The organism is Rhodococcus sp. NPDC019050, assembly GCF_055664235.1.
In genome coordinates, this window is the sequence record NZ_JBVOON010000001.1 from 202,423 (window position 1) to 228,192 (window position 25,770).

The following is a 25,770-nucleotide window of genomic DNA, read 5'->3' on the forward strand; positions in this document are numbered from 1 at the left end:
TCAGGGCTCGAGCGGCTCCGCTCGACCGGCGGCGGTCGCCAAGGTGGTGAGTTCCGCCTCGTCGCCGGATCCGCCGATCAGGATCCGGACGTCGCCGAAGTCCGACACCCACAGCGGTTCGACGCCCTCGCCGCCGTAGACCACCCATTCGCGTCCGTCGATCTCGCGGAAGTCGGTGACGGCACGCGAGCCGCCCGCGACGAAGGACACGAGTTCGGTCGGGCCCGCGTCCGACTGGGTGAACCGGACGTACCGGCCAGCCCCCGTGATGTAACCGACGGTGCTCGAGTCGCCGCCCTGGGCGCCGGTGATGATGCTGCGGCTACCCGAGTTGGCCTGCCATTCGTCCGGCACCTCCGGCTGCCGGATCGGGAAGCCGAGTTCGCCGGCGTCGTACTGCAGACCTGCATCGACGTCGAACGACGGCACCGGACCGGCGGTCGGTCCGCCCGGGCTGAACGAGCACTGGGCTGCGATCGCTGCGATGAGGAGACACAGCGCGACCAACGGAATGAGCGACCAGGCCATGTCGCGGGAATCGTTGAGGATGCGGGGTTTGTCGGATGCCACGCATCCAGTCTGACAGCCCGATGTCGCGTGTGCCGACGCCGCCCGGGTCCGGCACGCTGTGCGAGCGGCGGTGGTGAGACAATCAGGACGCGATACACGTATCGGATCGTGCGGGCGCCGAACGGCGGCCGCCCACGTGCCGGCGCTCCGCGTCGACCGAAATTCTTCAGGAGGCAGTAGCCCATGACGGCCAGCACCCCATCTCGTCGCGAAGCTCCGGACCGCAACCTCGCACTCGAGCTGGTGCGTGTGACAGAAGCCGCGGCAATGGCTGCAGGCCGCTGGGTGGGACGCGGTGACAAGGAGGGTGGCGACGGCGCCGCCGTCGACGCGATGCGCCACATGGTGAGCTCCGTGTCCATGCAGGGCGTCGTCGTGATCGGCGAGGGCGAGAAGGACGAAGCGCCCATGCTCTACAACGGCGAAGAGGTCGGCAACGGCGACGGCCCGGACTGCGACGTCGCAGTCGACCCGATCGACGGCACCACGCTGATGGCGAAGGGTGCGCCCGGATCGATCGCCGTCCTCGCGGTCGCCGAGCGCGGGACGATGTTCGACCCGTCCGCCGTGTTCTACATGAACAAGATCGCCGTCGGCCCCGAAGCCGCCGACGTGATCGATCTGTCCGCCGGTGTCGCCGAGAACATCCGTCGCGTCGCGAAGGCCAAGAACCGCGCGGTCTCCGACACCACTGTCGTCATCCTCGACCGTCCGCGGCACGCCGAAATCATCCGTCAGACCCGCGAAACCGGTGCCCGCATCCGGCTCATCTCCGACGGTGACGTCGCCGGTGCGATCGCGACGGCACGCCCGGACTCCGGCGTCGACATGCTGCTCGGTATCGGCGGCACCCCCGAGGGCATCATCGCCGCGGCAGCACTCCGCTGCATGGGCGGCGAGTTGCACGGTCAGCTCGCGCCGACCGACGACGCCGAGCGCCAGAAGGCCATCGACGCCGGACACGATCTCGACCGCGTGCTCACCACGCGTGAACTCGTCACGGGCGACAACATCTTCTTCTGCGCGACCGGCGTGACCGACGGCGATCTGCTCAAGGGCGTCCGGTACTACGGTGGCGGCGCGACCACGCAGTCGATCGTCATGCGAAGCAAGTCCGGCACGGTCCGCATGGTCGAGGCGTACCACCGGCTCGAGAAGCTCGGTGAGTTCTCATCCATCGACTTCCACGGTGTCGAGGGCGCTACGCCTCCGATGCCCTGATCCTCGATCCTCCGTGTGCGGGGCGGCACGTCGACTTTGTCGTCGTGCCGCCCCGCGCTGTAGGGGTGCCGGGCATACGGTGGATTCATGACCGACACATCCGAACAGTCTTCCCAGCAGTTCCGTATCGAGCACGACACGATGGGTGAAGTCCGGGTTCCGGTGGACGCCCTGTGGCGAGCCCAGACGCAGCGGGCCGTCGAGAATTTCCCCATTTCGGGTCGGCCGCTCGAGCCGGCGCAGATCCACGCCCTGGGCTTGCTCAAAGGCGCATGCGCACAGGTCAACAAGGACCTCGGGTTGCTCGACCCCGAGAAGGCCGACGCCATCATCGCGGCCGCGAACGAAATCTCCGCGGGCAAGCACAACGACCAGTTCCCGATCGACGTCTTCCAGACCGGGTCCGGCACCAGTTCGAACATGAACACCAACGAGGTCATCGCCTCTCTCGCGAGCCGCGCCGGCGTCGAGGTCCACGCCAACGACCACGTCAACATGTCGCAGTCCTCGAACGACACCTTCCCCACCGCAACGCACGTCGCGGCCACCGAAGCGGTTGTGAAGGATCTCATTCCGGCGCTCGAACACCTCCGGGCGGCGCTGGCTGCGAAGTCCGAGGAGTGGCGCACCGTCGTCAAATCCGGTCGTACGCACCTGATGGACGCCGTGCCTGTGACATTGGGACAGGAGTTCGGCGGCTACGCCCGGCAGATCGAGGCCGGGATCGAGCGACTGGGCGCCACGTTGCCCAGGCTCGGTGAACTGCCCATCGGCGGGACCGCTGTGGGCACCGGGCTCAACGCGCCCGAGGACTTCGGTGTCCGCGTGGTCGCGGAACTGGTGAAGGCCACCGGCGTCGAGGATCTCCGGCCCGCGCTCGACAGCTTCGAGGCGCAGGCGGCACGCGACGGGCTCGTCGAGGCGTCCGGCGCGCTCCGGACGGTGGCGGTGTCGCTCACCAAGATTGCCAACGATGTGCGCTGGATGGGATCCGGGCCGCTCACCGGTCTCGCCGAGATCCGCCTCCCGGATCTGCAGCCGGGCAGCTCGATCATGCCGGGCAAGGTCAACCCTGTTCTGCCCGAAGCGGTTACGCAGGTAGCGGCACAGGTGGTCGGCAACGACGCCGCGATCGCGTGGGGAGGCGCGGGCGGAGCGTTCGAGCTCAACGTCTACATCCCGGTGATGGCCCGCAACCTGCTCGAATCGATCCGGTTGCTCGCCAATGTCTCCCGGCTGTTCGCCGACCGCTGCATCGAAGGTCTCACCGCGAACGTCGAGCACCTGCGCACACTCGCGGAATCTTCACCGTCGATCGTCACGCCGCTCAATTCCGCGATCGGTTACGAGGAAGCCGCGGCCGTGGCGAAAGAGGCGATCAAGGAAGGCAAGACCATCCGGCAGACCGTCGTGGACCGCGGACTGATCGGTGAGAGCCTCAGCGAGGAAGAACTCGACCGCAGGCTCGACGTGCTCGCGATGACGCGCGTCGACCGGGAAAGCTGACCCGCGCGGAGCGGGCGGCGGTCATTCCTGGACGACTTCGGTGGCACCGTCGATGAAGGTGATGTAGCCGAACTGGAAGTTGCTGCGGAACCCTCCGGGAATCGTTTCCTCGTCGCTGATGGGGAATCCGAGCACCCCGCCCGCTCCCCCGTCCGCCTCCCACGCGACACGGATCTCGCCCCACACGATGTGGGCGTCGGTGTCCGGGCTCCAGGCGATTATGCCGCCCTCGAACTCGGCGACGTAGCCGTCCCCGACCTCTTCCTGGTTGCCGGTCGCGTTGCCGAGCGGGCTCTCCGCACCGCCGGCTTCCATGTACTTGGCGAGGATCGGCCCGCTCAGCTCGACTTCCTCTCCGTTCGGTCCGGGCACGGCGCTCGACTGGTCGGCGGCCGGCTCGGACGGTTCGCCGCCCTCCGTGCTCTCGCCCGCCGTGATCGACTCGACCGCGCTCTGCGCCTGCGACCCGACACTCTCGGCCACCGATCCCGCGGCACTGGTCGCGCTGCCCACCACGTCGGATGCGGAGTTGTCGTCACCGCACCCGACCGCTACCAGTCCGACGGCGGCGACGGCCGCAGCGATGGACGCACTTCGTCGTGGAATTCTCATGGCGTCGCTCCTCGATGGATTGCAATCCCGTCTCACGGCACTGCCGGACGTTCGCACCGATATCCAGGGTGCCTGATCCCGACTACGAAAACCGGCGTTTCCGCCGGATCCGCGGTCTCTGATCGGGCGTCACGAGGCCCCTCCGCCCGTTAGGATTCGACGCAGCGAAAGAGGCCGACATGCGCGTTTCACGTCGTCACCGTTCGACCATGGCCGTCACCGTCGTGGCACTCGTCGCTGCGGGGTGCGCGTCCACGAGCACCGAGGGCAGCGACGGCACCGAGAACACCGGATCGTCGTCGTCGAGCACGGAAGCCTCCACGACAACCGACCCCTCCGCCGCCCTGTCGCCCCCGCAGGTCGCCGGGGTCGCGATCCCCGACGGGCAGATCGACGACGCGGTGTCCCAGGTCGGCGACCTCGCCCAGGGGCTGATGGACAGTTCGGGCATTCCGGGTATGGCTGTCGCGGTCGTGCACGGCGGTGAGACCGTGTACGCCGAGGGCTTCGGGGTGCGCCGAGAAGGAAGCGACGAACCGATCGACGCGCAGACGGTCTTCCAGCTCGCGTCGATGTCCAAGCCCATCGGTTCGACGGTCGTGGCGCACCAGGTCGACGAGGGGGTGGTCTCCTGGGAAACGCCCGTCGTCGAACACCTCCCGACGTTCACCCTCGCCGACCCGTACGTCGGTTCCCATGTCACCGTCGGAGACCTGTACTCACACCGGTCCGGCCTTCCCGAGCATGCGGGTGACGACCTCGAGGACATCGGTTTCGATCGCGCCGACGTGATCGAACGGCTGCGCTACCTGCCCCTGAGTCCGTATCGAATCACCTACGACTACACCAACTTCGGCCTCACCACCGCAGCCGAATCCGTTGCGGTGGCCTCCGGGGAGGATTGGGCCGACCTCTCCGAGCAGGTGCTCTACGAACCTCTCGGCATGACGTCGACGAGTTCCCGGTTCGCCGACTTCGCGGCGCAGGACAACCGCGCGCCCGGCCACCTGCTCGTCGACGGGGAATACGTGGCACGCGACGTGCGGGTCCCGGACGAGCAGTCCCCGGCCGGCGGGGTCAGCTCGTCGGTCGAGGACGTTGCGAAATGGCTGACCATGCTTCTCGCCGACGGCGAGTACGACGGTGGACGCATCGCGTCGCCGGTGGCGCTGCAAGCAGCGTTGATGCCCCAGTCGACGTCGTCACCGCCCCAGACACCGGACAGCCGGGCCGGCTCCTACGGTTACGGCTTCAATGTCGGCACGAGTTCCGCCGGTCGCGTGATGTTGAGCCACTCGGGTGCCTTCGCGTCGGGTGCCGCGACCGCGTTCACCGCGATTCCGTCCGCCGACGTGGCGATCGTCGTCCTGACGAACGCCGCCCCCATCGGGGTGCCGGAAACCCTCGCCGCGGAGTTCGCCGACCTGGTGCAGTTCGGGGAGGTCCGCGAAGACTGGGCCGGCCTGTACACCGAAGCGCTCTCGTCCTTCGCCGATCCGGTCGGATCGCTCGTCGGCCAGTCGCCACCCGCCGATCCGGAGCCGCCCAAGCCCCTCACCGACTACACGGGCGTCTACCACAACGAGTACTTCGGCGCCGCACGAATCGAGGAGACGGACGGTGAACTGGTACTCCTGATCGGCCCCGACGACCGGAGGTACCCGCTGACGCACTGGGACGGTGACGTGTTCACCTTCCCGCTCAGCAACGAGAACGCCCCCGGCGGCACGCTTTCGAAAGCCACGTTCACACCGGACGACGTCACATTCGAATACTGGGACACCAACGGCCTGGGCACATTTCGCAAAGGAGACACATGAGCGAGGACAACACCACCATCCCGACCTCGGGTAGCTCCCTCGTCACGGTGCAGAGTTTTCTCGACGCACTGGGGTCGGGAGCCCTCGACACCGCCACGGATCTGCTCACCGACGACATCGCATGGCACAACACCTCCCTCCCGACGGTGCGCGGGCGCAAACGGGTAGCGGGAATGCTCCACGGAATGGCACGCCCGTGGGTCGATTTCGACGTCGTGACCCACCACATCGCAACGGACGGCGACGTGGTCCTCACCGAACGGACCGACATCTTCCGGCTGGGACCGGTCGACATCGGGTTCTGGGTGTGCGGCACGTTCCATCTGCGCGACGGACGGATCGCGGTGTGGGACGACCACTTCTCACCCGGCAACGTGCTGCTGGGGGCTCTCCGCGGGGTCCTGCATGCTGTGACCGGGCGCCGGGCGGTAGCGGCATAGAATTCTTCGGTCATCGAACCTGTCGGTGACGGGCCGACAAGGAGCAGTGCATGTCCGACGCCGAAAACAGCCCCGGGTTCGCAGCGGGACTCGAGATCCGGCGCGAAGTAATGGGTGACGACTTCGTCGAGCGCGCTTTCGAGCGCGCACGCGGCACCGATTCTGAGCCGATGCAGGAGTTCGTCACCGAACACGCCTGGGGTGCGGTGTGGTCGCGTCCCGGCCTGGATCGCCGCAGCCGGAGCCTGCTCAACCTCGGCATGCTCATCGCCCTGCGTGCCGAGAACGAACTGCGCGGGCACGTCCGCGGCGCTCTGCGCAACGGGGTGACCCGCACCGAGATCGTCGAATCCGTCATCCACTGCAGCGCGTACTGCGGCGCTCCCGCCGGACTCGCGGCGATGCGCGTGGTGCAGGAAGTGCTCGAGGCCGAACTCGGTCCCCTCACCGACACCGAATAGCCGTATGCCCCATCCGGTCTTCGGAGACCGGATGGGGCATACGGGAAGTGCGCGGTGCCCCCCGCGGCGCCGCCCACGTCGTCTCACACTCCGGGCGCGAACTCCTCGAGCATGTCGGTCACCAGTGCCGCGATCGGCGACCGCTCGCTGCGTGTCAACGTGACGTGCGCGAAGAGCGGGTGCCCCTTGAGCTTTTCGATGACCGCCGCCACCCCGTCGTGCCGTCCCACGCGCAGGTTGTCGCGCTGCGCGACGTCGTGGGTGAGTACCACTCGCGACCCGGCGCCGAGTCGCGACAGCACGGTGAGCAGGACGTTGCGTTCGAGGGACTGGGCCTCGTCGACGATGACGAAGGAATCGTGCAGCGACCTGCCCCGAATGTGGGTCAGGGGAAGCACTTCCAGCATGCCGCGGCTGATGACCTCGTCCATCACCGCGGGACTCGCGAGTCCTTCGAGGGTGTCGAACACGGCCTGGCCCCACGGATTCATCTTCTCGGCTTCGGTCCCCGGCAGGTATCCGAGTTCCTGCCCGCCAACCGCGTACAGGGGCCGGAACACCACGACCTTGCGATGCGATCGCCGTTCGAGCACCGCGTCGAGGCCTGCCGTCAACGCCAGTGCCGACTTCCCGGTGCCCGCCTTGCCTCCGAGCGAGACGATCCCGATCGACTCGTCCAGCAGCAGTTCGAGCGCGATGCGCTGTTCGGCGGAACGCCCGTGCAACCCGAACGCCTCCCGGTCACCGCGCACCAACTGGACCCGCTTGTCCGGGGTGACCCTGCCGAGGGCGCTCGACGACCCGCCGAGAAGCCGGACACCGGTGTGACACGGAATGTCCCGGGCGTCGTCGAGGTCGACGACACCCTCGGCGAACAACTCGTCGATCAGGGCGCGGTCGACGTCGAGTTCGGTCATGCCCGTCCACCCGGATGTGACGACGTCCTGCGCTCGGTACTCGTCCGCCCTCAGACCCACAGCGCCCGCCTTGACGCGCAGCGGGATGTCCTTGCTGACGAGGGTCACGTCGCGCCCGTCGGTCGCCAGATTGAGCGCGCACGCGAGGATCCGCGAATCGTTGGTGTCGGTGCGGAAGCCTGCCGGCAGCACGGCCTGGTCGGTGTGGTTGAGCTCCACGTGCAGGGTGCCCCCCGCCTCGCCGATGGGGATGGGCTGGTCCAGACGCCCGTACTGCTGACGCAGGTCGTCGAGGAGACGGAGTGCTTCCCGCGCGAACCATCCCAGTTCGTGGTGGTGGCGTTTGCCCTCGAGTTCACCGATGACGACGAGTGGCAGCACCACCTCGTGTTCGGCGAACCGGGCCACCGCCCACGGGTCGGAGAGCAACACCGAGGTGTCGAGAACGTAGGTCCGGACCAGCGGTTTGCTCGCTGCGGACGCACTCTTGCGGGGGGAACGGGGGGAGACGGAGCGTGCTGCGTTCACGTGAGGCTCCTCGGTCCGGGCGGCACCGCGCGGACGTCGTTCGGTGGGCCGGTAGTCCCTGGTGTCGTCCCGACCACGAGAGCCTGGTGCCGGCCCCCTCGCTCGGACTGTGTCAGCCACACGATCAGGGACCTCCCGCGTACCCGGCACCTGCGCCGACTACACCCCCGACGCTAAACCCGAAACGCCCCTTCCGCCGGATAGCGGAGGGGGCGTGTCGGTGAAATCTACGTAAACGGGGTGCCGGTCAGACGATCTTCCAGTCCTCGAGGCCCTCGTACAGAGGCAGTTCCTGGGCGAGAGCGCTCACACGCTTTCGCAGGGCATCCTTGTCGGCGTCTCCGACGAGCGTCTGCGCGATGATGTCGGCGACCTCGGTGAACTGCGTATCACCGAATCCGCGCGTCGCGAGGGCGGGAGTGCCGATACGCAGGCCGGACGTGACCATCGGCGGGCGCGGGTCGAAGGGCACAGCGTTCCGGTTGACGGTGATCCCGACCTCGTGCAGCAGGTCTTCGCCCTGCTGTCCGTCGAGCTGGGAGTTCCGCAGGTCCACGAGCACGAGATGCACGTCGGTGCCGCCGGTGAGCACCGAGATGCCCTTGTCGGCGACGTCGGGCTGCGACAGGCGATCGGCGAGGATCCGCGCGCCGGACAGGGTGCGCTGCTGGCGATCCTTGAACTCGTCGCCCGCGGCGATCTTCAGGGAGACGGCCTTCGCGGCGATCGCGTGCATGAGCGGTCCGCCCTGCTGACCGGGGAACACCGCGGAGTTGAGCTTCTTGGCCCACTCCTTCTTGGCGAGGATCAGACCCGAGCGCGGACCGCCGAGGGTCTTGTGGACGGTCGTGGACACGACGTCCGCGTACGGCACGGGCGACGGGTGCAGTCCGGCCGCGACCAGGCCCGCGAAGTGCGCCATGTCGACCCACAGGTAGGCACCGACCTCGTCGGCGATGGCGCGGAAGGCAGCGAAGTCCTCGTGCCGCGGGTAGGCGGACCAGCCGGCGACGATGACCTTCGGCTTCTCGCGGACCGCGATCTCACGGACCTCGTCCATGTCGATGCGGTGATCTTCCTTGCTGACGCCGTAGGACGCGACGTCGTACAGCTTGCCGGAGAAGTTCAGCTTCATGCCGTGCGTGAGGTGCCCGCCGTGCGCGAGGTCGAGGCCGAGGAGCTTCTCACCGGGCGTCATCAGCGCCATGAGTACCGCGGCGTTGGCCTGGGCACCGGAGTGGGGCTGCACGTTGGCGAACTCCGCGCCGAAAAGTTCCTTCGCGCGGTTCCGGGCGAGGTCCTCGATGATGTCGACGTTCTCGCAGCCGCCGTAGTAGCGGCGGCCCGGGTAACCCTCGGCGTACTTGTTGGTCAGGACACTGCCCTGAGCCTGGAGCACTGCGCGCGGCACGAAGTTCTCCGACGCGATCATCTCCAGGGTGTCGCGCTGGCGCGACAACTCCCCTGCCATGGCCTCGGCGACTTCGGGATCGAGGTCGGCGAGTGCGGCGGTGTTGACATCGGTGCCGGGCACAGCGGTCATCGAGAATTCTCCAAGCGAAGGGCGGCGGGATACGTACTCCAGTCTACGAACCCTGTCGACCGCGCGGGACGGCGGACCCCTGACGAGACGCAGGTCACCGCAGACTGCTGGGCACGAGGGGCTCGTCGAGAAGTCTCCCGAACCGCTCGACGCGTTCGACGCCGGCGGGCACGCGGTCGAGCCACCCGCCGAGCAGGCGGTATCCCTCGACGTAGGTGCTGGTGTAGGCGCGCCACAGCGGAGAGGACAGGAAACGCAGCATCTGCCGAGCGCGCTCGGGGCTCACCAGCGACCAGCGCTCGAGGAATCCGGCGACCTCGTCGATGTCGCGGCCCCGATCGTGCAGGAGAAGCGCAGCATCCTGCCGGACGGACAGCAGACCCGCGGACGCACCGCTGAGTTGCTCGGCGAGTTCGCCGTCGAAGCGCAGCCCGAGATCGGCGTAGATGTCCTGCGCCCACCGGCCCCATCCGGGGCCGACGATCGCGCTCAGTGCGAGATCGGCGAGCCCTTCCGCCATGAGGCACTGCGGGGTGTTGACGAGAAAGAGCGTCTGTTCCTTCTGGCCGGCCGCCACGAGCCCTGCCTCTTTGCGGCAGTGCTCGGTGTGGTGGCCCGGGTAGCTCTCGTGGGCGATCAGGTTCGGCAGGTGCGCCATGTGCTGCTCGATGTCGGAGTTGATCGCCACTCGCGACCGGTAGTCGCCGAGGTAGTAGTTGAACCCCGCCCACGGCTTGTCACCCACGACCTCGTACTCGACGCGTTCGGTGTCGGGAAGCGGATAGACCGCGCGCACCTTCTCGCGCAGCGCTCCCGAGAAAGCCTCGACGCATTCTGCGAGCCGGTCCGCGGGAATCACTTCGGACTTACGGTGAGCCTGCAGTCGTTCGGCCAGCGGTCCGGGTCCGGGCAGGAGGGCGTCGAGACGCCGGTGCGCGTCGAGATAGTCGTCCTCGTTGCCGGGCGCGATACGCACGTCGAAGTACGCCTCGACTTCGTCGACGAATCCGATGTCCTCACCTGCGAACTTGCGTGCGGAGCACTCCATCGCGCGCAGATGCACGTCGAGGAAACGAGTGCGTTCCTCGGACAACGACGCCGACGGAAGTTCCTCCCGCAGACGACGTGCCGTGTGGGATAGGTCACGGGGTTCGGGTCTCGGTGCGTTCTCGATCCGTCGGCGCAGTTCCGGATCTCCGGTGTACGCATCGACGAAGCCCTCCTCGAGTCGGTCGAAAGACAGCCCGAGAAGCAGGTATTCGGTGACCAAGTCGTCCGCTCGCATAACGTGCAACCTTAGCCCTTCGCTGCGCCCCCGGGGGCGTCGTGCACCGCGCCACGGGGACCCCGACGAGGCATCGTCCTGTGTCTGCGAGCACAATTCGTTCCATGGACATGCATCGCCGCTCCCTCCCCGTGGGATGTGCCGACGAATCGCCCGTGGTCGAGGGACGGTGCCGATGGCGCGTCTGAGCGAACCCAGCCCCTACATCGAGTTCGACCGGAAGCAGTGGCGCACCCTGCGGAAGTCGACGCCGCTCGTGCTCACGGAAGACGAGTTGATCGGTCTCAGGGGTCTCGGTGAGCAGATCGACCTCGCCGAGGTGGCGGAGGTGTATCTGCCGCTCGCGCGACTGATCCATCTGCAGGTGGCCGCGCGGCAGCGACTGTTCGCCGCGACCGCCACGTTCCTCGGCGAGAAGCACCCGGACCAGCAGGTGCCGTTCGTGATCGGCGTCGCGGGCTCGGTCGCGGTGGGCAAGTCGACCACCGCCCGAGTGCTGCAAGCCCTCCTCGCGCGGTGGGAGCATCATCCGCGCGTGGATCTGGTGACCACCGACGGATTCCTGTATTCGTCGAAGGAACTCATGCGGCGGAATATCATGCACCGCAAAGGGTTTCCCGAGAGCTACGACAGAAGGAAGCTCCTCCGCTTCGTCACCGAGGTCAAGTCCGGTGCCGAAGAGGTCACGGCTCCGATCTATTCGCACACCTCGTACGACATCATTCCGGGCCAGTACCACATCGTGCGGCAGCCGGACATCCTCATCATCGAGGGCCTCAACGTGTTGCAGACCGGTCCGCGCCTGATGGTCTCCGACCTCTTCGATTTCTCGATCTACGTCGACGCGCGCCTCGAAGACATCGAACAGTGGTACGTGGAGCGGTTTCTCGCGCTCCGGAAGACGTCGTTCGCCGATCCGAAGGCGCACTTCCACCATTACGCGAACTTCTCCGACCGCGACGCGATCAGCGCCGCGAAAGAGATCTGGCACTCGATCAACCTGCCGAACCTGGTGGAGAACATTCTGCCGACCCGTCCGCGCGCAACGCTCGTGCTGCGCAAGGACTCCGATCACTCGATCAACCGGCTCCGGCTGCGGAAGCTCTGAGCCCCCGCCGGATCCGGTTCAGATACCGAAGCGCCGGTGCCTGGCTGCGTAATCGCGCAGTGCACGCAGGAAGTCGACGCGCCGGAACTCCGGCCAGTACGCCTCGGTGAACCAGATCTCGGAATAGGCGCTCTGCCAGAGCAGGAAGCCCGACAGCCTCTGCTCCCCGGAGGTCCGGATGACGAGATCGGGGTCGGGCTGCCCGGAGGTGTAGAGGTGATCGTCGACGGCGTCGACGGTCACCGATTCGATGAGATCGGTTCCGGTGAGCCCCTCGGCGTTCTTCGCACGCAGCAGCGACTGGACCGCGTCGACGATCTCCTGCCGTCCGCCGTACCCGACGGCAACGTTGACGTGTGTCCCGGTACGCCCTGCCGTGCTCGCGGCCGCATCGCGCAGGCGCTTGGCGTGATCTTCGGGCAGCAGATCGGGTGCGCCGACGATCTTCACGCTCCAGTTCTGCCCCGGCGCCGAGATCTCCTCGACGACGTCGGCGATGATCTCGAGCAGGACGTCGAGTTCTTCGGGCGCGCGGCTCAGGTTCTCGGTCGAGAGCAGGTAGATCGTCGCAGTGTCGATTCCGGCGGCGTCGCACCAGCCGAGCAGTTCGGCGATCTTCTTCGCGCCCTCGCGGTGCCCGTGACTGACGTCGGTGAAGCCGTTTTCGCGGGCCCATCGACGGTTTCCGTCGCACATCACCGCGACATGGCACGGGCGCTGGGCGCCCTCGAGTTGCCTGAGCAACCGTCGCTCGTAGAGTCGGTACAACACGCCTCGAGCGCTCACCCCGTCATCACCACGTGGGTCACATTACGCCCACCCACATGCCGGGTCGCGGCGGTGGTCACACTGTCGAACCGTGGTCCTCCGGCCGGGGTATCGTGGCGGCGACAACCAACCTACGGAGCCGTAGGTTACCTCCGGGTACAGAAGGTGGGGGCGCACTCATGACGGCTTTCGGTATCGAAGAACTGCCGGTCAAACCCCGTATGCGCGGGTGGATCCACCTGTGGGCGTTCGGCGTCGCCGTTATCGCGGGTGTCGCCCTGGTGCTTGCCGCGGTGTTCGTCGCCGACCGGCCCGGCGCGGTGTGGCCGACCGTGATCTACAGTCTGACGGTCTGCGGCGTCTTCGGGGTGAGCGCCCTGTACCACCGGGTCCACTGGAACGACCCCCGCGCCCGCGTGTGGATGAAGCGCGCCGACCACTCCATGATCTTCGTGTTCATCGCCGGTAGCTACACACCCTTCGCCATGCTGGCACTCCCGCCCGCGACCGGCAGGACCCTGCTGATCGTGGTGTGGGCGGGAGCGCTCGCCGGCGTGGCACTGAAAATGCTCTGGCCCACCGCGCCCCGATGGGTCGGCGTTCCCCTCTACCTGCTGCTCGGCTGGGCCATCGTGCCCGTCGCGGGCGATCTCGTCGACGAGGCGGGGATGGTGCCGATGCTGCTCCTGCTGGTCGGTGGACTGCTCTACAGCGCCGGCGCAATCCTGTACGCCACGAAGTGGCCGGATCCCTGGCCCTCGACCTTCGGTTACCACGAGTTCTTCCATGCCGCGACAGTGCTCGCCGCGCTGTGTCACGCGGTCGCGGTCTGGCTCGTCGTCTTGGGTTGAGCACGCCCCGAAACGTGCCGGTGTCACATCTCACACCATCTGCCACACCGGTCACAGATTTGTACACTCGCCAACGATGTCTATGCCGAATCTGCCGACCCATTGGCTGGCCTTCGAACTGACCGAGACCAACCGCGAGTGGCTCATCGAGCGTCCACTTGCGATCGCGAGCTACATCTTCGCGGCGATCGTGCTCCGGTTCGTGCTGCACCGCCTCATCGACCGGATGACCAAGCCCCGCGATCCTTCCAAGGGACCCCGGCGCTCCATCCTCAAGCCGCTTCAGCAACGGGCGGGCAAGACCCCGGGCGACCCGTACGCGCGCGAACGTCGCGCGCAGCGTGCGCAGACGATCGGATCGGTCTTCAAATCCGGCGTGTCGATCATCGTGCTGGTCTGGGCCGTGTTGCAGACCCTCGACAGCCTGGGATTCAACGTCGCGCCGTTCATCGCGTCGGCCGGGATCGCCGGTGTCGCGCTCGGTTTCGGCGCCCAGAACCTCGTCCGTGACTTCATCTCGGGAATGTTCATGCTTCTCGAAGACCAGTACGGCGTGGGTGACGTGGTGGACGTCGGCGACGCGGTGGGCACCGTGGAATCGGTGGGACTGCGGGTGACGACCATCCGCGACATCGACGGGACCCTCTGGTTCTGCCGCAACGGCGAAATCCTCAGGGTCGGCAACATGAGCCAGGGGCACGCGGTCGCCGTCGTCGACATCCCGATCGCTCCGACCGCCAACGTGCACCGAGCCTGCCAGGTGGCGCTGCGTGCGGTCCTCGACCGCGTGGAGGGCGACGACATCGCGCCCGACGTGCTCGACAAGCCCGAGTTGCTCGGCGTCAATTCCGTGATCGCCGGTGCAGTGACCCTCCGTCTGACGGTGCGCGTCCGGGCCGGCAAACAGTGGGGTGTGCGTCGCTCGCTCACCCGTGCCGTACTCGAAGCATTCGAGCAGGACGACATCGGCTCGCCGTCGGTGTTGCTCGCCCCCTCGACGACCTGACCGGCGACGCGCGGGTGCGCGTCGCCGGTCGGTGGTGCGTGGCCCGACGAATCAGGCGTCGACGGCCTGCTTCCGGGCCGACCGCGCCCGTACGACGTCGATCAGGACTACGCACGCGAGCGACACCGCACCCCAGATCGCGAACGTCACGAGGTGGCTGCCGACCGTGTCGCCCCCGAAGTACAGGATCGACCGCACCGACTCCACCGCCGCCGGCATCGGCAGCACGTCGTGCAACGTCTTGAAGATCTCCGGTGTCATGTACACCGACAGCGCACCGTTGGATGCCGGGACCCCCACGAACATCAGGATGGCGACCACCGGAAGCACCGCGAGCAGACCGAACAACCGGGCGGGTACCGCCGTGAACATGGCCGTCGAGAAGATCGCGACGATTCCCGTGCCGAACAGCGGCCAGAAGTGGCCGTCGAGGGCTCCGACGATCGGGTCTGCGATCACCCAGATCACGGCCGACATGAACACCGACCATCCGGCCGCGATGGGCAGGAACCGGCGCAGACGCATCGCCCCGGGCTGGGCGTTGCTGCCGACGACGACGAGCATGAACCCGGACATGATCCAGCCCATGGCGACGTAGAGCGTCACCGTTCCCATGGAGTCCGCACCCGGAAGCGGTGTGAGGTTCTCGGTGGTGAGCGGCATCTGTGAACCGGCGGCGACCTGACCGAAGACGGTCGACACGACCTGCTGCTGGCTTACGCCGGCGGCCTCGTTGGTGATCAGGGTTGCCGTCGGCGACGCCTGGGACGGGAGCACGTATGCGGCGACGGCCGTGCGGTCCTGGACTGCGGCGCGCGCCTCGTCGAGCGAGTCGGACGCCCGCAGATCGAACAGGCCGGTCATGTTCTGCTCGAGACCCGCGACCGCCTGCTCGGCCTGCTCGGTCGTCGCGGCGACCACGGTGACCGGCATGTCGCGCGGAGCGGGCTGGTACATCGCACCGAGCATGAACGACAGCATCATCACGACCAGGCCGAGCGGGAAGAACGCCAACGTCACGTACCGGACGCGGTTGCTCGTGGGACGCGGTCCCGCAGTCAGCGACGGCAGCGTGATCTCCGGGTCACCGGCATCGGGATTGCGGCGACGCTTGAGGGCGTCGACGCCTACGGTCGCGGCAAGGGCGAGTATCGCTCCGACGACCAGGACCACCAGGTGTCCGCCGAGACCGTCGCCGCCGAAGTACAGCACCGATCGCAAGGCTTCGCCGGTGGCGGCGGTCGGCAGGAATCCGTGCAGCGTCGCGTACAGCGACGGCAGCGAGTGCACCGACATTCCCATGTTGGATGCGGGAACACCGAGAACCATCAGGAACAACATGCCGGCGACCACGGCCATCGGGCCGAGGATGCGGGTGAGGAACAACTGCACGGCACCGACGGCGAAGACGGATAGCCAGGAGATTCCCAGAACAGCCGCGGTGTTGCCCTCGATCGCTCCGAGGACCGGACCTGCCACGAGCCACACCAGCGCCGCGATGAGAGCGGACCATCCGGCCAGCAGCGGGACCACTCGGCGTATCCGAAGGAGTTCCGGCGAGTTCGACAGCATGACACTCAAAGGCACGTAGCCCGCGAGCATGAGCGCGGTGGCCATGAACATCGCGGCCAGGCCGGCGCCGTCGTGTTCGGGCAGCGGAGCGAGATCCTCCACCACCAGATCGAGGCCCTGCCCCAGCACAGGCGCCGCGAGCAGACCGTTGACCATGGACGATTGAGACGCACCGGCCGCACCGGCGGTGTACACCGTCGCCGCGCCGTTCTGTCCCAGCGACACCGCACCGGAGACCTCCCGGGCGAGCACGAGGTCGCGGGCTTCCTGATCGTCCGAGACGACACGGACGTCCATGGCGCCGGGATCGGCCTCTTCGAGTGCGCGAGCGAACTCCCCGGCCTGCTGCGACGATCCGGCCACCGCGATCGGCATGTCGTTGGGGGCCGGTGAGTGCATGGCGGCGAGGTAGCCCGTGATCATCATGGAGACCATCACGAACGGCAGCAGGATCATCGCGACGTAGCGGCCGATGTGTTCCTTGCGCGCGCGGGCGGCGGCGGCTTCGCCACCGTCACCTCCGGGTGGGCCGCTGGTCTCGGACGCGATGGTGTCGGTCAAGTGAAATCTCCTCGAAGTCGGGCGCGGCGTATTTCCGGACATCAGAAATACGCCGACTGACTTAAGAATTTTACGCTGCATGTCTTAAACTGAATCCACCGGGCGTAGGTGACCTTCGTCCCATGACAGCCGGGCACACTGGCGACCCGACACAGAGAGGCGGCGGACCCGACCGTGGGCACTTATGGGGACCAGGCACGACAAGCACTGCTCGATTCGGCCGAACAACTCTTCGCAACGTTCGGCGTGGACGCGGTCTCGAACCGGCGGATCGCCGAGCATGCCGGCAACGCGAACCATTCCGCCGTCAACTACCACTTCGGCAGCCGCGACGCGCTCGTGCGCGCGACGATGCTGCGTTACGCCGAGGACGCGCGGCGTCGGCGGCGGGAACTGGTCGAGTTGCTCGGCCCCGAACCGGGACTACGAGACCTGTTGAGCTGCCTCATCGTTCCGTTGACGGACCAGCTGGCGTCCCTTCCCGTCCCAAGCTGGCGAGCGCGTTTTCTCCGGCAGATGCGTACGGTGCCATCGATGGTCGCCGTCGTCGCCGCCGACACGACGGCGGACCCGGACATCGGGTCCCTGATCGAACGGGCGCGCGCGACCGTATCGGATCTTCCCGCGTCGGTCATCCACGGACGGTCGTGGCTTCTCGGGCACATGGTGATCGACGCCTGCGCCGAGTACGAAGAACGTCTCGAGCACGAATCCGTCGAACCCGACTGGACGGGCTTCGCCTCCTTCCTCGTCGACGCCTGCGCGGGCATGCTCGAGGCACCCGTGACCAGCCAAGGGGACTTCCTCGGCACTCGCGCCGAGTCCACCTGGGCGTGACGACCCGGCCGCGAGGTCATCGGGAGCGAGGCGATCAGGACGCGCCGAGCACGTCGACGAGGTCGGGCACCGAGGTCACCGGACGGTCGCACACGAAACCGCGGCACACGTAAGCGGTGGGCACGCCGTCCACGAGTGGCCGGTTCGCGAGCAAGGGCGACGATCCGGGATCTCCCCCGACGACGACGGCTCCGCCGGGCGCGAGGTGGCGCGCCGCCCGCAGGAGTTCACCGCCGCCGGCGACCGCGATCTGCAGAGGACCCCGGACGGCCGCCTCGGCCACCGTCAACCAGTGGCCGGCCGACCGGGGGGCCCGCTCGAGCAGAATCGATGCGGCCGCGACGGACGCGTGGGCCGCGGTGGCATACCGCCCGTCCGCCTCGTCCAGCGCGGCGAGCGACAGGAGAGCCTCGGCGATCAGGGACGCACCTGAGGGCGTCGCGCCGTCCATCGGATCGCGCGGGCGTGCAACGAGTTCCGTCGCATCGTGCGCGGTATCGAACCAGCTTCCCGGCTTCCCGGGGTCGGCGAACGCGCCGAGCGCGGTATCGGCGAGCCCGAATGCCGAGACGAGCCACGTCGCATCGCCGGTCGCCTGGTGCACCGCCACCAGGGCCGTGACGAATGCTCCGTAATCCTCGAGCACTCCCGCCGGCTCACCCACCACTCCACCGAGCGAGGCACGTCGCAGACGGCCGTCCACGAGGTGCCGCTCGAGCAATGCCTGGGCACACGTCGCAGCGGCATCGATCCACTCGGAGACGCCGAATGCTGCCCCTGCCTCGGCGAGCGCGGTGACGGCGAAGCCGTTCCACGCGGTGACGACCTTGTCGTCGCGGGCGGGCTGCGGCCGGGTCTGCCGCGCCAGGAACAACCGTTCACGGACGCGGGCGAACCGCTCGGGGTCGTCCGGATCCTCCCGCAGTTGCAGCACGGACGTCCCGGCCTCGAAGGTTCCCTCCGCCGTCACGGAAAAGATGCGTGCGGCCCAGGCACCGTCGTCGGGACCGAGAATCTCGGTCAGCTGCGCGGGCGCCCACCCGTAGGTGAGGCCCTCCACACCGTCGGTGTCGGCGTCCAGCGCCGACGCGAAGCACCCGTCCTCGGTCCGCAGATCACGCAGGAGAAAGGCGGCGGTCTCATCCGCCACCCGCCGGTGGAGCGGCGCATCGGTGACGCGTGCGAGATGGGCGTAGAACCGCAGCAGCAGAGCATTGTCGTAGAGCATCTTCTCGAAGTGCGGCACCACCCAGCCGGCGTCGACACTGTAGCGGGCGAAGCCGCCACCGAGTTGGTCATATATCCCGCCGCGCGCCATCGCGTCGGCGGTGCGGGTCACGAGACCGAGGGTCTCTTCCCGGCGGGTGCGCTCGTATCCGCGCAGGAGTCCTTCGAGCAGATTCGACGGCGGGAACTTCGGTGCCCCGCCGAATCCGCCGTGTTCACGGTCCTCGTCGCGGGCGACGGCGAGCGCTGCCGCGTCGAGAAGCGCGGCGTCGACCCTGCTCGTCCCGGGAGGCAGGCCACCGCTGCTGCGCTGTAATTCGCCGACGATGGCGGCCGCGGCCTTTCCGACGTCGTCGCGACGCCGATGCCATGTCTCGGCGATGGCGTGGAGCACCTGCTGGAACGACGGCATTCCGCCGCGCGGAGTGTTCGGGTAGTAGGTGCCGCAGTAGAACGGCGCGCCATCCGGGGTTAGAAAGCAAGTCATCGGCCATCCGCCCTGCCCGGTGGTCGCGACGGTCGCGTTCATGTAGATCGCGTCGAGATCGGGGCGTTCCTCCCGATCGACCTTGATGCACACGAAATGCTCGTTCATGACGGCGGCGGTGGCGTCGTCCTCGAACGACTCGTGCGCCATGACATGACACCAGTGACACGCGGCGTAGCCGATGGACAGGAGTATCGGCACGTCGCGGTCGCGCGCTTCCGCCAGCGCCGCCTCGCCCCACTCGTGCCAGTGGACCGGGTTGCCGGCGTGCTGTCGGAGGTAGGGACTCAGTGAATCCGCAAGGAGATTCGCCATTCCCCCACGTTACGTCGAAGCGGGGACCGAGAACGTGGAAGCGAGGGGTGTTACCTCGGCTCCTCGGTTCGCCCCGTACCTCAGTTCGACGCGGCCGGCGGCGTGCGTTCCGGGTCCGCCGACGCGTCCTTCGCGGATGCTCCGCTTGCCTTGGGGGCCGGTGCCGCATCGCCGGCAGTTTCCGGCACGACGACCGGAAGTGTGCCGTCGTCCACCAACTGGTCGGGCTCGGGGCTCTCCGGTTCGAAGGTCTCGGGCAGTCTGCCCAGACGCTTGTTCATGTTCCAGACCAACAGAGCTGTCGCGATCAGAAGGACGACCACCAGCGCGAGGCCGAACGGTGACGCCTTACCGAACTCGGGGCCCGTCGGGTCCTGTGCCAGGACCTCGACTGCCAGCGTGCCTACCGTCATTTTTCCTGTCCGTCCTCGATGCCCGCGAACAGATCCGTCTCGGGAATCTGCGTGGCCACGCGGGTCTTGGCCAACTCGAACTCCTCCGTCGGCCACACCTTCTGCTGAATATCCAACGGCACCGCGAAGAAGGACCCGTTGGGATCGATCTGCGTGGCGTGCGCCCGCAATGCGTCGTCACGCTGCGGGAAGTAGTCACCACAGGTTATCTGGGTGGTCACCCGGGCCATGAGGTCACCCTGCTCGGTCCGCCACCGGCTGAGCCATTCCTCCATCGGGAACTTCTCGCCCCGGCGAACGTACTCGTCGCGGAACAACTCGATGCGCTTGCGGATGAATCCGTGCGAGTAATACAGCTTCGACACTTCCCACGCCTCGCCGAGTTCGGGATGGAACTCCGGGTCGGCAGCCGCGTCGAATGCCGCCACCGACACTTCGTGGCACCGGATGTGATCCGGGTGGGGGTAGCCGCCGTTCTCGTCGTACGTGGTCATGACGTGGGGGCGGAACTCGCGGATCACCCCGACGAGTCTGCGTACCGGTTCGTCGAGCGGGATCGCCGCGAAACTTCCTTCGGGCACCGGCGGCCTGGGGTCGCCTTCCGGCAGTCCCGAGTCGACGAAGCCGAGCCAGCGCTGCTGCACGCCGAGGATGCGGGCCGCTTCGGCCATCTCCTCGCGCCGCACCTCGCTCATGCGGTCGCGGACACCTGCCACGTCCATCGCCGGGTTGAGGATGTCGCCGCGCTCGCCGCCCGTGAGCGTGACGACGAGAACGTCGTTCCCCTCTGCCGCGTAACGCGCCATGGTGGCCGCACCCTTGCTCGACTCGTCATCGGGATGGGCGTGCACGGCCATGAGCCGTAGTCCGCTCACGTGTTTTCCTCCACCTCACGTCGTGTGCATGGTCGTAACCGCATCGGTGACCGCCTCGCGGGCCGTTCGGGTCCTTCCCCTATAGTTCCACCTGATAATCCCTCCGTCAGCCGTGACCCCACGGCACCGCCCGCCCGCCTGCACGGGCTCGAAGGCAAAGTGATGAGCAACACCACCACGACCGACCGTTACCCCTCCGATCGCTACCCCTCGAAGAAGGGGGCGATGCGCGGCAGACGCTGGGGGTTCACCGCGGCCGGACTCGTTGCGGGCCTGCTTCTCGCCTTCGTGTTGTTCCAGAACAACACGGCGCCGATCGAGTCGGAGATCGTGGCATTCGATGTCGTCGACGACCACACGATCGAGGTTCAGCTCAAGGTCACCCGCGACGATCCGTCGGAAGACGCGGTGTGTGTGATCCGCGCGCGGTCGAAGGACGGCAGCGAAACCGGCCGGCGTGAGGTGCTCATCCCGGCATCCGATTCGGCGACCGTGGTCCTCACGTCGCGGATCACCACGACGCAGCGGCCCGGTATGGCAGACGAGTACGGCTGCAGCACCGACGCTCCGGACTATCTCCGCGCCCCCTGAGTTTCGTCCCTTACGCAGCGGTTTTCCCGGCACGGGACCGCGATGGTGCTAGAATAGCGGGATACACGGTTCCACCCATTGGGGCCGTGTATTGCTGCATAGAAGCACAGTGCGGCCCTGCTCACCTGCATACCAGGGGGGATTGCGTGGGTCGTGCTCGTAGTCGTTGCACGTGCACGACTTGTCCACGGAGCCGGGGGCTCCAACCCGAAGGAAGTGATCGAGATGACCGAGACCCAGGTGACCTGGCTGACCCAGGAGTCGTACGACCGACTCAAGGCCGAACTTGACCAGCTCATCGCCAATCGTCCCGTCATCGCGGCCGAGATCAACGAGCGTCGTGAAGAGGGCGACCTCAAGGAGAACGGCGGCTACCACGCGGCTCGCGAGGAGCAGGGGCAGCAGGAAGCCCGCATCCGCCAGCTCCAGGAGCTGCTCAGCGCCGCCAAGGTCGGGGTCGCTCCGACCGAGTCCGGTGTCGCGCTCCCCGGTTCGGTCGTCACCGTCTACTACGGCGGCGACGAGACCGACAAGGAAACGTTCCTGATCGCGACGCGCGAAGAAGGCGCCCGCAACGGCGACCTCGAGACCTACTCCCCCGGCTCGCCCATCGGTGGCGCGCTGATCTCGGCAAAGGTCGGAGAGACCCGCGAGTACACGCTGCCCAACGGCAACACCATGAAGGTGACGCTCGTCAGCGCGGAGCCGTACCAGGGCTGATCCCCCGAACCGCGAAGAAGGGGCCGATCCGGATTTCCGGATCGGCCCCTCTTCCGTTCGGTCAGATGATGCGTCGTGCCTTCATGTCGGGGAACACCGCTCCGACCCGCACGACGTCGCCGGTCGTGGGCGCGTGGACCATCTGTCCTCCGCCGATGTAGATCGCGACGTGGCCCGGTCCGCCGGCCTGCCAGTTACCGAACAGCAGGTCGCCCGGTCGTGCGAGCTGGAGCGGAATCTCTGTGCCGACATGCCACTGGGTCTCGGACGTGCGCGGAAGCGTGATGCCCGTCGCGGCGAACACGGCGTGCGAGGTCAGTCCCGAGCAGTCGAAACCGCCGCCCGACGGACCGTTGATGTTGCCACCGCCCCAGACGTACGGCAGGCCGAGGAACTTGAACGCGAGATCGACGATGCGGTTGCCGACGTCGGTGGAACCACCGATACCCAGACCCAGGAACGGGGAGAGCATGCGCGCGAAGACCGGTTCGGACGCGCGGATCTTCGCCACGTAGGGCTTGGTCTGGTTCTCGTAATCGGGATGACCGGACGGCATACCGCCGGATCGGCGCACCGCTCCGACACCGGCGTTGTACGCGGCGAGGGTGAGATCGAGGGTGTCGCCTTCGACGATTCCGCGGCGCTTCCAGTCGTCGATGAGCTTGTAGTTGTCGCACAGGAGGTTGCCCGACGCCATCACGGGGTCGGCGATACCGAGAACGTCGGCCCGGCCGTCACCGTCGACGTCCTTGCCGTACTGGTCCCAGGTGCCGGGCATGAACTGTCCGGGTCCCTTGGCGCCCACCGGTGAGACGGGTGCGGTGGGCCCGTAGCGGAAACCGTTCTCGGCCGAATACAGGGCCGCGAGCACGGGCGCGGTGACCCCGTCGCAGAGCGCTCCGGCCTTCTTGAGCCACGGTGCGAACACCGCGATCGCCCCGATCGGAGCGAGGGTCGTGCCGGGAAGAGTCGCGGGCATCGACGGAAGCGTGACGCCTCCACCACCGCCCGGGACCGCGGAGCCTGTGCTCGGGCCGGGTGCCGGCGCCGGCGCGACGGGCGGAATCGACGGAACGACCCCGAAAGGCGTCGGGCGCGCAGCGGGTGGTTGCGGAACGAGTTCCGGCGGTGCCGGTTCCAGCGCCGCGACAGCCTCGGCCGGAAGGTGCGGCTCGATCATCTCGGCCACCGACTGCGTGGCGTCGGCGACGGCCTGTTCCGCACTTTGCTGCATGGGTTCGGGCAGAGCTACCACGAAGTCCTGCACACCCGTATCCGTCGCCGGAGCCGTCGCCTGGAAGGACTCGATGACCTGGGTGGCCTGGTCCTTCACCTCCGCGGGTACGTCGGCTCCCTGGACGATTGCGCTCGCTGCCGTGGCCACTGCCACGATGACCGCAGACGGGTCGACTGACATCCACAACCCCCACATCCCGATGACCGAACACACTCACCGTACTTGTGACCCCCGTCACCGGTACCAATACTGCTACTTCATATCACATATATTCGAGAACAGGTTTCAGTTTTGGGGTTGGTGAGATGTATGTGATCGGTGGGGTGAAGTTATTCGTCGATCGACGCGAAGAAATCGGCGGCGTCGGCACTCGTGAGGGCCTCGACGAGGTCCACCGGATCGACCCGGTCTCCGTCGAGCAACTCGAGCAGCACCTCGCGCTGCTCCGCCGTGACGACCTCCGCGCCACCGGGCATCAGGTGGACATCGCCGGCCGGCAGCACCCGCGCGCACAACAACGTTCCGACCGGGAGGTCACCGGTGATCGTCGGCACGGAGACGTCGGACACGGTGTCGCTCCGGATATCTCGCACGGTGAGCCCCTCCCCCTCGCGGACGTCCCGGACTTCGAACACCGACCGCGCGACGCCGCACCACCGTTGCGCCAACTCCGCCTCGTCCTCCGGCAGAAGCGCACCTCTCCGCTCGAGAAAATCGGCGAATGCCCCCGCCTCGTGCAGCAGCACATCGTCGACCAACGGGTCGTTGACGGCATCGGCCACCGCGTCGTCGTCGCCGTATCCGGCACGCGCCTCCGCCAACGCGACCCGTTCGTCGGCCCACGCCGGATCGAGCGCGTGCATCGTCGCCTTGACGTACAGCCACTCCGCGCGGTCTTCGATCGGATGGTCTGCCCTGCCGAGATGGCACACCTTGTATTTCCGGCCCGACCCGCACCAACAGCGATCGTTCCGCCCCAGACCCGGCCGCTCGACGGGCTGAAAGCGCTGCAGCACGTCGTGAAGCGGGTGCTCGTCGCCTCCCGGAATCCGGCCGAGCAGAGAGAGGCCACGCACCGCGTCGCCTCGGTCGGAGGCGTATCTCGCCAAGTCGAACAACGCGAGGTCGAAGTCGCCGCCCTCGTCCGCGGACTTCTCGTAGCGCCGTTCCGCTTCCTGGATCCGGCCGTCCGCCTCGGCCCCGCGCGCCGCGAACCAGTACGCCGCGGCAGCAGCACGCCGGGGGGCGTGGTCGAGCAGCCACAACGCGGCCGCCTCGATGGACGCGGGCGCGAATTCCTCGCCGACCAACTCGTCCAGAACGATCTCGGCGATCTCGGGGTCGGCGAGAACGGCGAACAAGCCCGACTTCCCGTGTGCGAAGCGCTCTTCGAGGTCGTCATCGTCACCGGAGTCGATCGCGTCGACCAGCGAGGCGAACAACGCGACCCCCGGGACGGCGTCGACCGGAATACCGAGTTGGTCGGCGTAGTCGTCGAACATCGTCCTGCTGATGTAACCCTCGAAATCGAACCCTTCGGCAGCGACGAGGTCACCCGAGCGCTCCAGACCCGCGGCCTCGATCGCCTCGGTCAGCGGCGGGGCCGGCTCGGTGAAGGCAGACGGTACGTCGGCCAGCAGTTGGAGAAGTTCGTCGTCCAGACTCGCGGCCGAGCCTTCGGCGCTGCGCCGTCCGAGCACGTCGAGCAGGAGCGGAACCGGGGTCGGGTCGTGGTCGACCGTGACGAGCGAGAGCCGTCCGCTGCCCGCCGTGAGCGCCACGAGATCGCCCGGCGACCGAGCGGCGAAGGTGCCACGGGGAAACAGCAGGACCTCGGCGGGCAGCGGATCGTCGTCGGTCACACCGCGCTCGGTGAGACGGTCGCGCTGCTCGTCGACCGCCACGAGTTCGAACTCGTCGTCGTCGGAGACGAGGAGCAACAGCGGTTCGACGTCGTCGACCGCGATCAGGTCACGCGCGATCTCGTCGGCGGAGAGCCGGTGGGTGAAGATCCGTCCCTCGAACAGGGCGTCGAGCGCTGCGAACCGGCCGTCCGGCAACGACAGGACGAGCGGATGCGGCGGCAGGTCCTCGAGATCCTGAACCAGGGTCTCGGCCGTGCCCGAACCGGCGTCCTCGAGGTGATCGGCGAGTTCTTCGGTGGTGAGGGGACCGTTCATCCTCAGCACCTCGAGAGCGGCTTCCATCAGGGCGTCTTCGGGGGCTGCACTGTCCGTCACGTTCGTGATCGTACGGGGTTCCCGACCGGCTCGGCGCCACCTCGCCACCGACGACGAAA

At 67.5% G+C, this 25,770-nt stretch carries 23 protein-coding genes; 11 read left to right on the forward strand and 12 right to left on the reverse strand.

All coding sequences use genetic code 11. The features are described 5' to 3' along the window. Positions 1-570: a DUF4245 domain-containing protein gene (locus tag AC0B44_RS00960; protein WP_471901059.1), complete on the reverse strand. Its 570-nt coding sequence runs from the start codon at positions 568-570 to the stop codon at positions 1-3. Between the two features lie 183 nt (positions 571-753). Here AC0B44_RS00960 and glpX point away from each other — a divergent pair, with 183 nt between their 5' ends. Both glpX and AC0B44_RS00970 read left to right on the forward strand, forming a co-directional pair. Next, positions 754-1,791 (forward strand): class II fructose-bisphosphatase, encoded by a 1,038-nt coding sequence (gene glpX / locus AC0B44_RS00965; RefSeq protein ID WP_471901060.1) that lies wholly within the window; start codon positions 754-756, stop codon positions 1,789-1,791. Between the two features lie 87 nt (positions 1,792-1,878). After that, entirely contained in the window at positions 1,879-3,297 is a 1,419-nt protein-coding gene (locus AC0B44_RS00970; protein WP_471901061.1) for a class II fumarate hydratase, read from the forward strand. A 21-nt stretch (positions 3,298-3,318) separates the two neighbouring features. Here AC0B44_RS00970 and AC0B44_RS00975 read toward each other — a convergent pair whose 3' ends face one another. After that, on the reverse strand, positions 3,319-3,909 hold the full coding sequence (locus AC0B44_RS00975) for an LGFP repeat-containing protein (protein ID WP_471901062.1): 591 nt from the start codon (positions 3,907-3,909) through the stop codon (positions 3,319-3,321). 179 nt (positions 3,910-4,088) lie between these two features. Between AC0B44_RS00975 and AC0B44_RS00980 the strand changes: the two genes are divergently transcribed. From AC0B44_RS00980 to AC0B44_RS00990, 3 genes are read left to right on the forward strand one after another with little or no spacing between them, the layout of a single operon-like run. Next, positions 4,089-5,729 carry a serine hydrolase gene (locus AC0B44_RS00980; protein WP_471901063.1) on the forward strand — a complete coding sequence of 547 codons (1,641 nt, stop codon included), beginning with the start codon at positions 4,089-4,091 and terminating at the stop codon, positions 5,727-5,729. Continuing rightward, positions 5,726-6,169: a limonene-1,2-epoxide hydrolase family protein gene (locus AC0B44_RS00985; RefSeq protein ID WP_471901064.1), complete on the forward strand. Its 444-nt coding sequence runs from the start codon at positions 5,726-5,728 to the stop codon at positions 6,167-6,169. The genes AC0B44_RS00980 and AC0B44_RS00985 overlap by 4 nt, the downstream gene beginning before the upstream one ends. 50 nt (positions 6,170-6,219) lie before the next feature. Continuing rightward, positions 6,220-6,630: a carboxymuconolactone decarboxylase family protein gene (locus tag AC0B44_RS00990; protein ID WP_471901065.1), complete on the forward strand. Its 411-nt coding sequence runs from the start codon at positions 6,220-6,222 to the stop codon at positions 6,628-6,630. Between the two features lie 83 nt (positions 6,631-6,713). Here AC0B44_RS00990 and AC0B44_RS00995 read toward each other — a convergent pair whose 3' ends face one another. From AC0B44_RS00995 to AC0B44_RS01005, 3 genes are all read right to left on the reverse strand, one after another. Then, positions 6,714-8,075 (reverse strand): PhoH family protein, encoded by a 1,362-nt coding sequence (locus tag AC0B44_RS00995; RefSeq protein ID WP_471901066.1) that lies wholly within the window; start codon positions 8,073-8,075, stop codon positions 6,714-6,716. Positions 8,076-8,322: 247 nt separating this feature from the next. Next, on the reverse strand, positions 8,323-9,618 hold the full coding sequence (gene glyA / locus AC0B44_RS01000; RefSeq protein WP_471901067.1) for a serine hydroxymethyltransferase: 1,296 nt from the start codon (positions 9,616-9,618) through the stop codon (positions 8,323-8,325). Between the two features lie 94 nt (positions 9,619-9,712). Continuing rightward, positions 9,713-10,903 (reverse strand): DUF885 domain-containing protein, encoded by a 1,191-nt coding sequence (locus AC0B44_RS01005; RefSeq protein WP_471901068.1) that lies wholly within the window; start codon positions 10,901-10,903, stop codon positions 9,713-9,715. Positions 10,904-11,078: 175 nt separating this feature from the next. Between AC0B44_RS01005 and coaA the strand changes: the two genes are divergently transcribed. Beyond that, positions 11,079-12,011: a type I pantothenate kinase gene (gene coaA, locus AC0B44_RS01010; protein WP_471901069.1), complete on the forward strand. Its 933-nt coding sequence runs from the start codon at positions 11,079-11,081 to the stop codon at positions 12,009-12,011. 18 nt (positions 12,012-12,029) lie between these two features. Here coaA and AC0B44_RS01015 read toward each other — a convergent pair whose 3' ends face one another. Further along, positions 12,030-12,797 carry an isoprenyl transferase gene (locus AC0B44_RS01015; RefSeq protein ID WP_471901070.1) on the reverse strand — a complete coding sequence of 256 codons (768 nt, stop codon included), beginning with the start codon at positions 12,795-12,797 and terminating at the stop codon, positions 12,030-12,032. Between the two features lie 161 nt (positions 12,798-12,958). On the opposite strand from AC0B44_RS01015, the gene trhA reads away from it, so the two are divergent. Together trhA and AC0B44_RS01025 are read left to right on the forward strand one after the other, a co-directional pair. Next, positions 12,959-13,630 carry a PAQR family membrane homeostasis protein TrhA gene (gene trhA, locus AC0B44_RS01020; protein WP_471901071.1) on the forward strand — a complete coding sequence of 224 codons (672 nt, stop codon included), beginning with the start codon at positions 12,959-12,961 and terminating at the stop codon, positions 13,628-13,630. A 76-nt stretch (positions 13,631-13,706) separates the two neighbouring features. Continuing rightward, positions 13,707-14,636 carry a mechanosensitive ion channel family protein gene (locus tag AC0B44_RS01025; protein WP_471901072.1) on the forward strand — a complete coding sequence of 310 codons (930 nt, stop codon included), beginning with the start codon at positions 13,707-13,709 and terminating at the stop codon, positions 14,634-14,636. 51 nt (positions 14,637-14,687) lie between these two features. Here the strand turns inward: AC0B44_RS01025 and AC0B44_RS01030 are convergent, their stop codons facing one another. Next, on the reverse strand, positions 14,688-16,769 hold the full coding sequence (locus AC0B44_RS01030) for an ABC transporter permease (protein WP_471901073.1): 2,082 nt from the start codon (positions 16,767-16,769) through the stop codon (positions 14,688-14,690). 174 nt (positions 16,770-16,943) lie between these two features. On the opposite strand from AC0B44_RS01030, the gene AC0B44_RS01035 reads away from it, so the two are divergent. Beyond that, complete coding sequence (locus tag AC0B44_RS01035) at positions 16,944-17,606, forward strand: TetR/AcrR family transcriptional regulator (RefSeq protein WP_471901074.1); 663 nt, start codon at positions 16,944-16,946, stop codon at positions 17,604-17,606. 34 nt (positions 17,607-17,640) lie between these two features. On the opposite strand, the gene AC0B44_RS01040 is transcribed toward AC0B44_RS01035, so the two are convergent. From AC0B44_RS01040 to mca, 3 genes are all read right to left on the reverse strand, one after another. Then, a complete protein-coding gene (locus AC0B44_RS01040) occupies positions 17,641-19,635 on the reverse strand; it encodes a thioredoxin domain-containing protein (RefSeq protein WP_471901075.1) in 1,995 nt (664 codons plus the stop codon). Positions 19,636-19,715: 80 nt separating this feature from the next. Then, entirely contained in the window at positions 19,716-20,048 is a 333-nt protein-coding gene (locus AC0B44_RS01045; protein ID WP_471901076.1) for a hypothetical protein, read from the reverse strand. Continuing rightward, on the reverse strand, positions 20,045-20,923 hold the full coding sequence (gene mca, locus AC0B44_RS01050) for a mycothiol conjugate amidase Mca (RefSeq protein WP_471901077.1): 879 nt from the start codon (positions 20,921-20,923) through the stop codon (positions 20,045-20,047). Before mca ends, AC0B44_RS01045 begins: the two co-directional genes overlap by 4 nt. 162 nt (positions 20,924-21,085) lie before the next feature. Between mca and AC0B44_RS01055 the strand changes: the two genes are divergently transcribed. Together AC0B44_RS01055 and greA are read left to right on the forward strand one after the other, a co-directional pair. Beyond that, positions 21,086-21,514, forward strand: a complete 429-nt coding sequence (locus AC0B44_RS01055; RefSeq protein WP_471901078.1) for a DUF4307 domain-containing protein — start codon at positions 21,086-21,088, stop codon at positions 21,512-21,514. Positions 21,515-21,739: 225 nt separating this feature from the next. After that, positions 21,740-22,234: a transcription elongation factor GreA gene (greA, locus tag AC0B44_RS01060; protein ID WP_471901079.1), complete on the forward strand. Its 495-nt coding sequence runs from the start codon at positions 21,740-21,742 to the stop codon at positions 22,232-22,234. Positions 22,235-22,295: 61 nt separating this feature from the next. Here the strand turns inward: greA and AC0B44_RS01065 are convergent, their stop codons facing one another. Together AC0B44_RS01065 and AC0B44_RS01070 are read right to left on the reverse strand one after the other, a co-directional pair. Continuing rightward, positions 22,296-23,651: a C40 family peptidase gene (locus AC0B44_RS01065; protein WP_471901080.1), complete on the reverse strand. Its 1,356-nt coding sequence runs from the start codon at positions 23,649-23,651 to the stop codon at positions 22,296-22,298. Positions 23,652-23,800: 149 nt separating this feature from the next. After that, complete coding sequence (locus AC0B44_RS01070; RefSeq protein WP_471901081.1) at positions 23,801-25,711, reverse strand: YecA family protein; 1,911 nt, start codon at positions 25,709-25,711, stop codon at positions 23,801-23,803. Positions 25,712-25,770 lie beyond the last annotated feature (59 nt).

Bases quoted from the DNA above. Each gene is read 5' to 3' on its own strand.
- glpX (WP_471901060.1), top strand. From the start codon at position 754: ATGACGGCCAGCACCCCATCTCGTCGCGAAGCTCCGGACCGCAACCTC.
- AC0B44_RS00970 (WP_471901061.1), top strand. From the start codon at position 1,879: ATGACCGACACATCCGAACAGTCTTCCCAGCAGTTCCGTATCGAGCAC.
- AC0B44_RS00975 (WP_471901062.1), bottom strand. From the start codon at position 3,909: ATGAGAATTCCACGACGAAGTGCGTCCATCGCTGCGGCCGTCGCCGCC.
- AC0B44_RS00980 (WP_471901063.1), top strand. From the start codon at position 4,089: ATGCGCGTTTCACGTCGTCACCGTTCGACCATGGCCGTCACCGTCGTG.
- AC0B44_RS00985 (WP_471901064.1), top strand. From the start codon at position 5,726: ATGAGCGAGGACAACACCACCATCCCGACCTCGGGTAGCTCCCTCGTC.
- AC0B44_RS00990 (WP_471901065.1), top strand. From the start codon at position 6,220: ATGTCCGACGCCGAAAACAGCCCCGGGTTCGCAGCGGGACTCGAGATC.
- glyA (WP_471901067.1), bottom strand. From the start codon at position 9,618: ATGACCGCTGTGCCCGGCACCGATGTCAACACCGCCGCACTCGCCGAC.
- AC0B44_RS01005 (WP_471901068.1), bottom strand. From the start codon at position 10,903: ATGCGAGCGGACGACTTGGTCACCGAATACCTGCTTCTCGGGCTGTCT.
- coaA (WP_471901069.1), top strand. From the start codon at position 11,079: ATGGCGCGTCTGAGCGAACCCAGCCCCTACATCGAGTTCGACCGGAAG.
- trhA (WP_471901071.1), top strand. From the start codon at position 12,959: ATGACGGCTTTCGGTATCGAAGAACTGCCGGTCAAACCCCGTATGCGC.
- AC0B44_RS01025 (WP_471901072.1), top strand. From the start codon at position 13,707: ATGTCTATGCCGAATCTGCCGACCCATTGGCTGGCCTTCGAACTGACC.
- AC0B44_RS01040 (WP_471901075.1), bottom strand. From the start codon at position 19,635: ATGGCGAATCTCCTTGCGGATTCACTGAGTCCCTACCTCCGACAGCAC.
- AC0B44_RS01045 (WP_471901076.1), bottom strand. From the start codon at position 20,048: ATGACGGTAGGCACGCTGGCAGTCGAGGTCCTGGCACAGGACCCGACG.
- AC0B44_RS01055 (WP_471901078.1), top strand. From the start codon at position 21,086: ATGAGCAACACCACCACGACCGACCGTTACCCCTCCGATCGCTACCCC.
- greA (WP_471901079.1), top strand. From the start codon at position 21,740: ATGACCGAGACCCAGGTGACCTGGCTGACCCAGGAGTCGTACGACCGA.
- AC0B44_RS01065 (WP_471901080.1), bottom strand. From the start codon at position 23,651: ATGTCAGTCGACCCGTCTGCGGTCATCGTGGCAGTGGCCACGGCAGCG.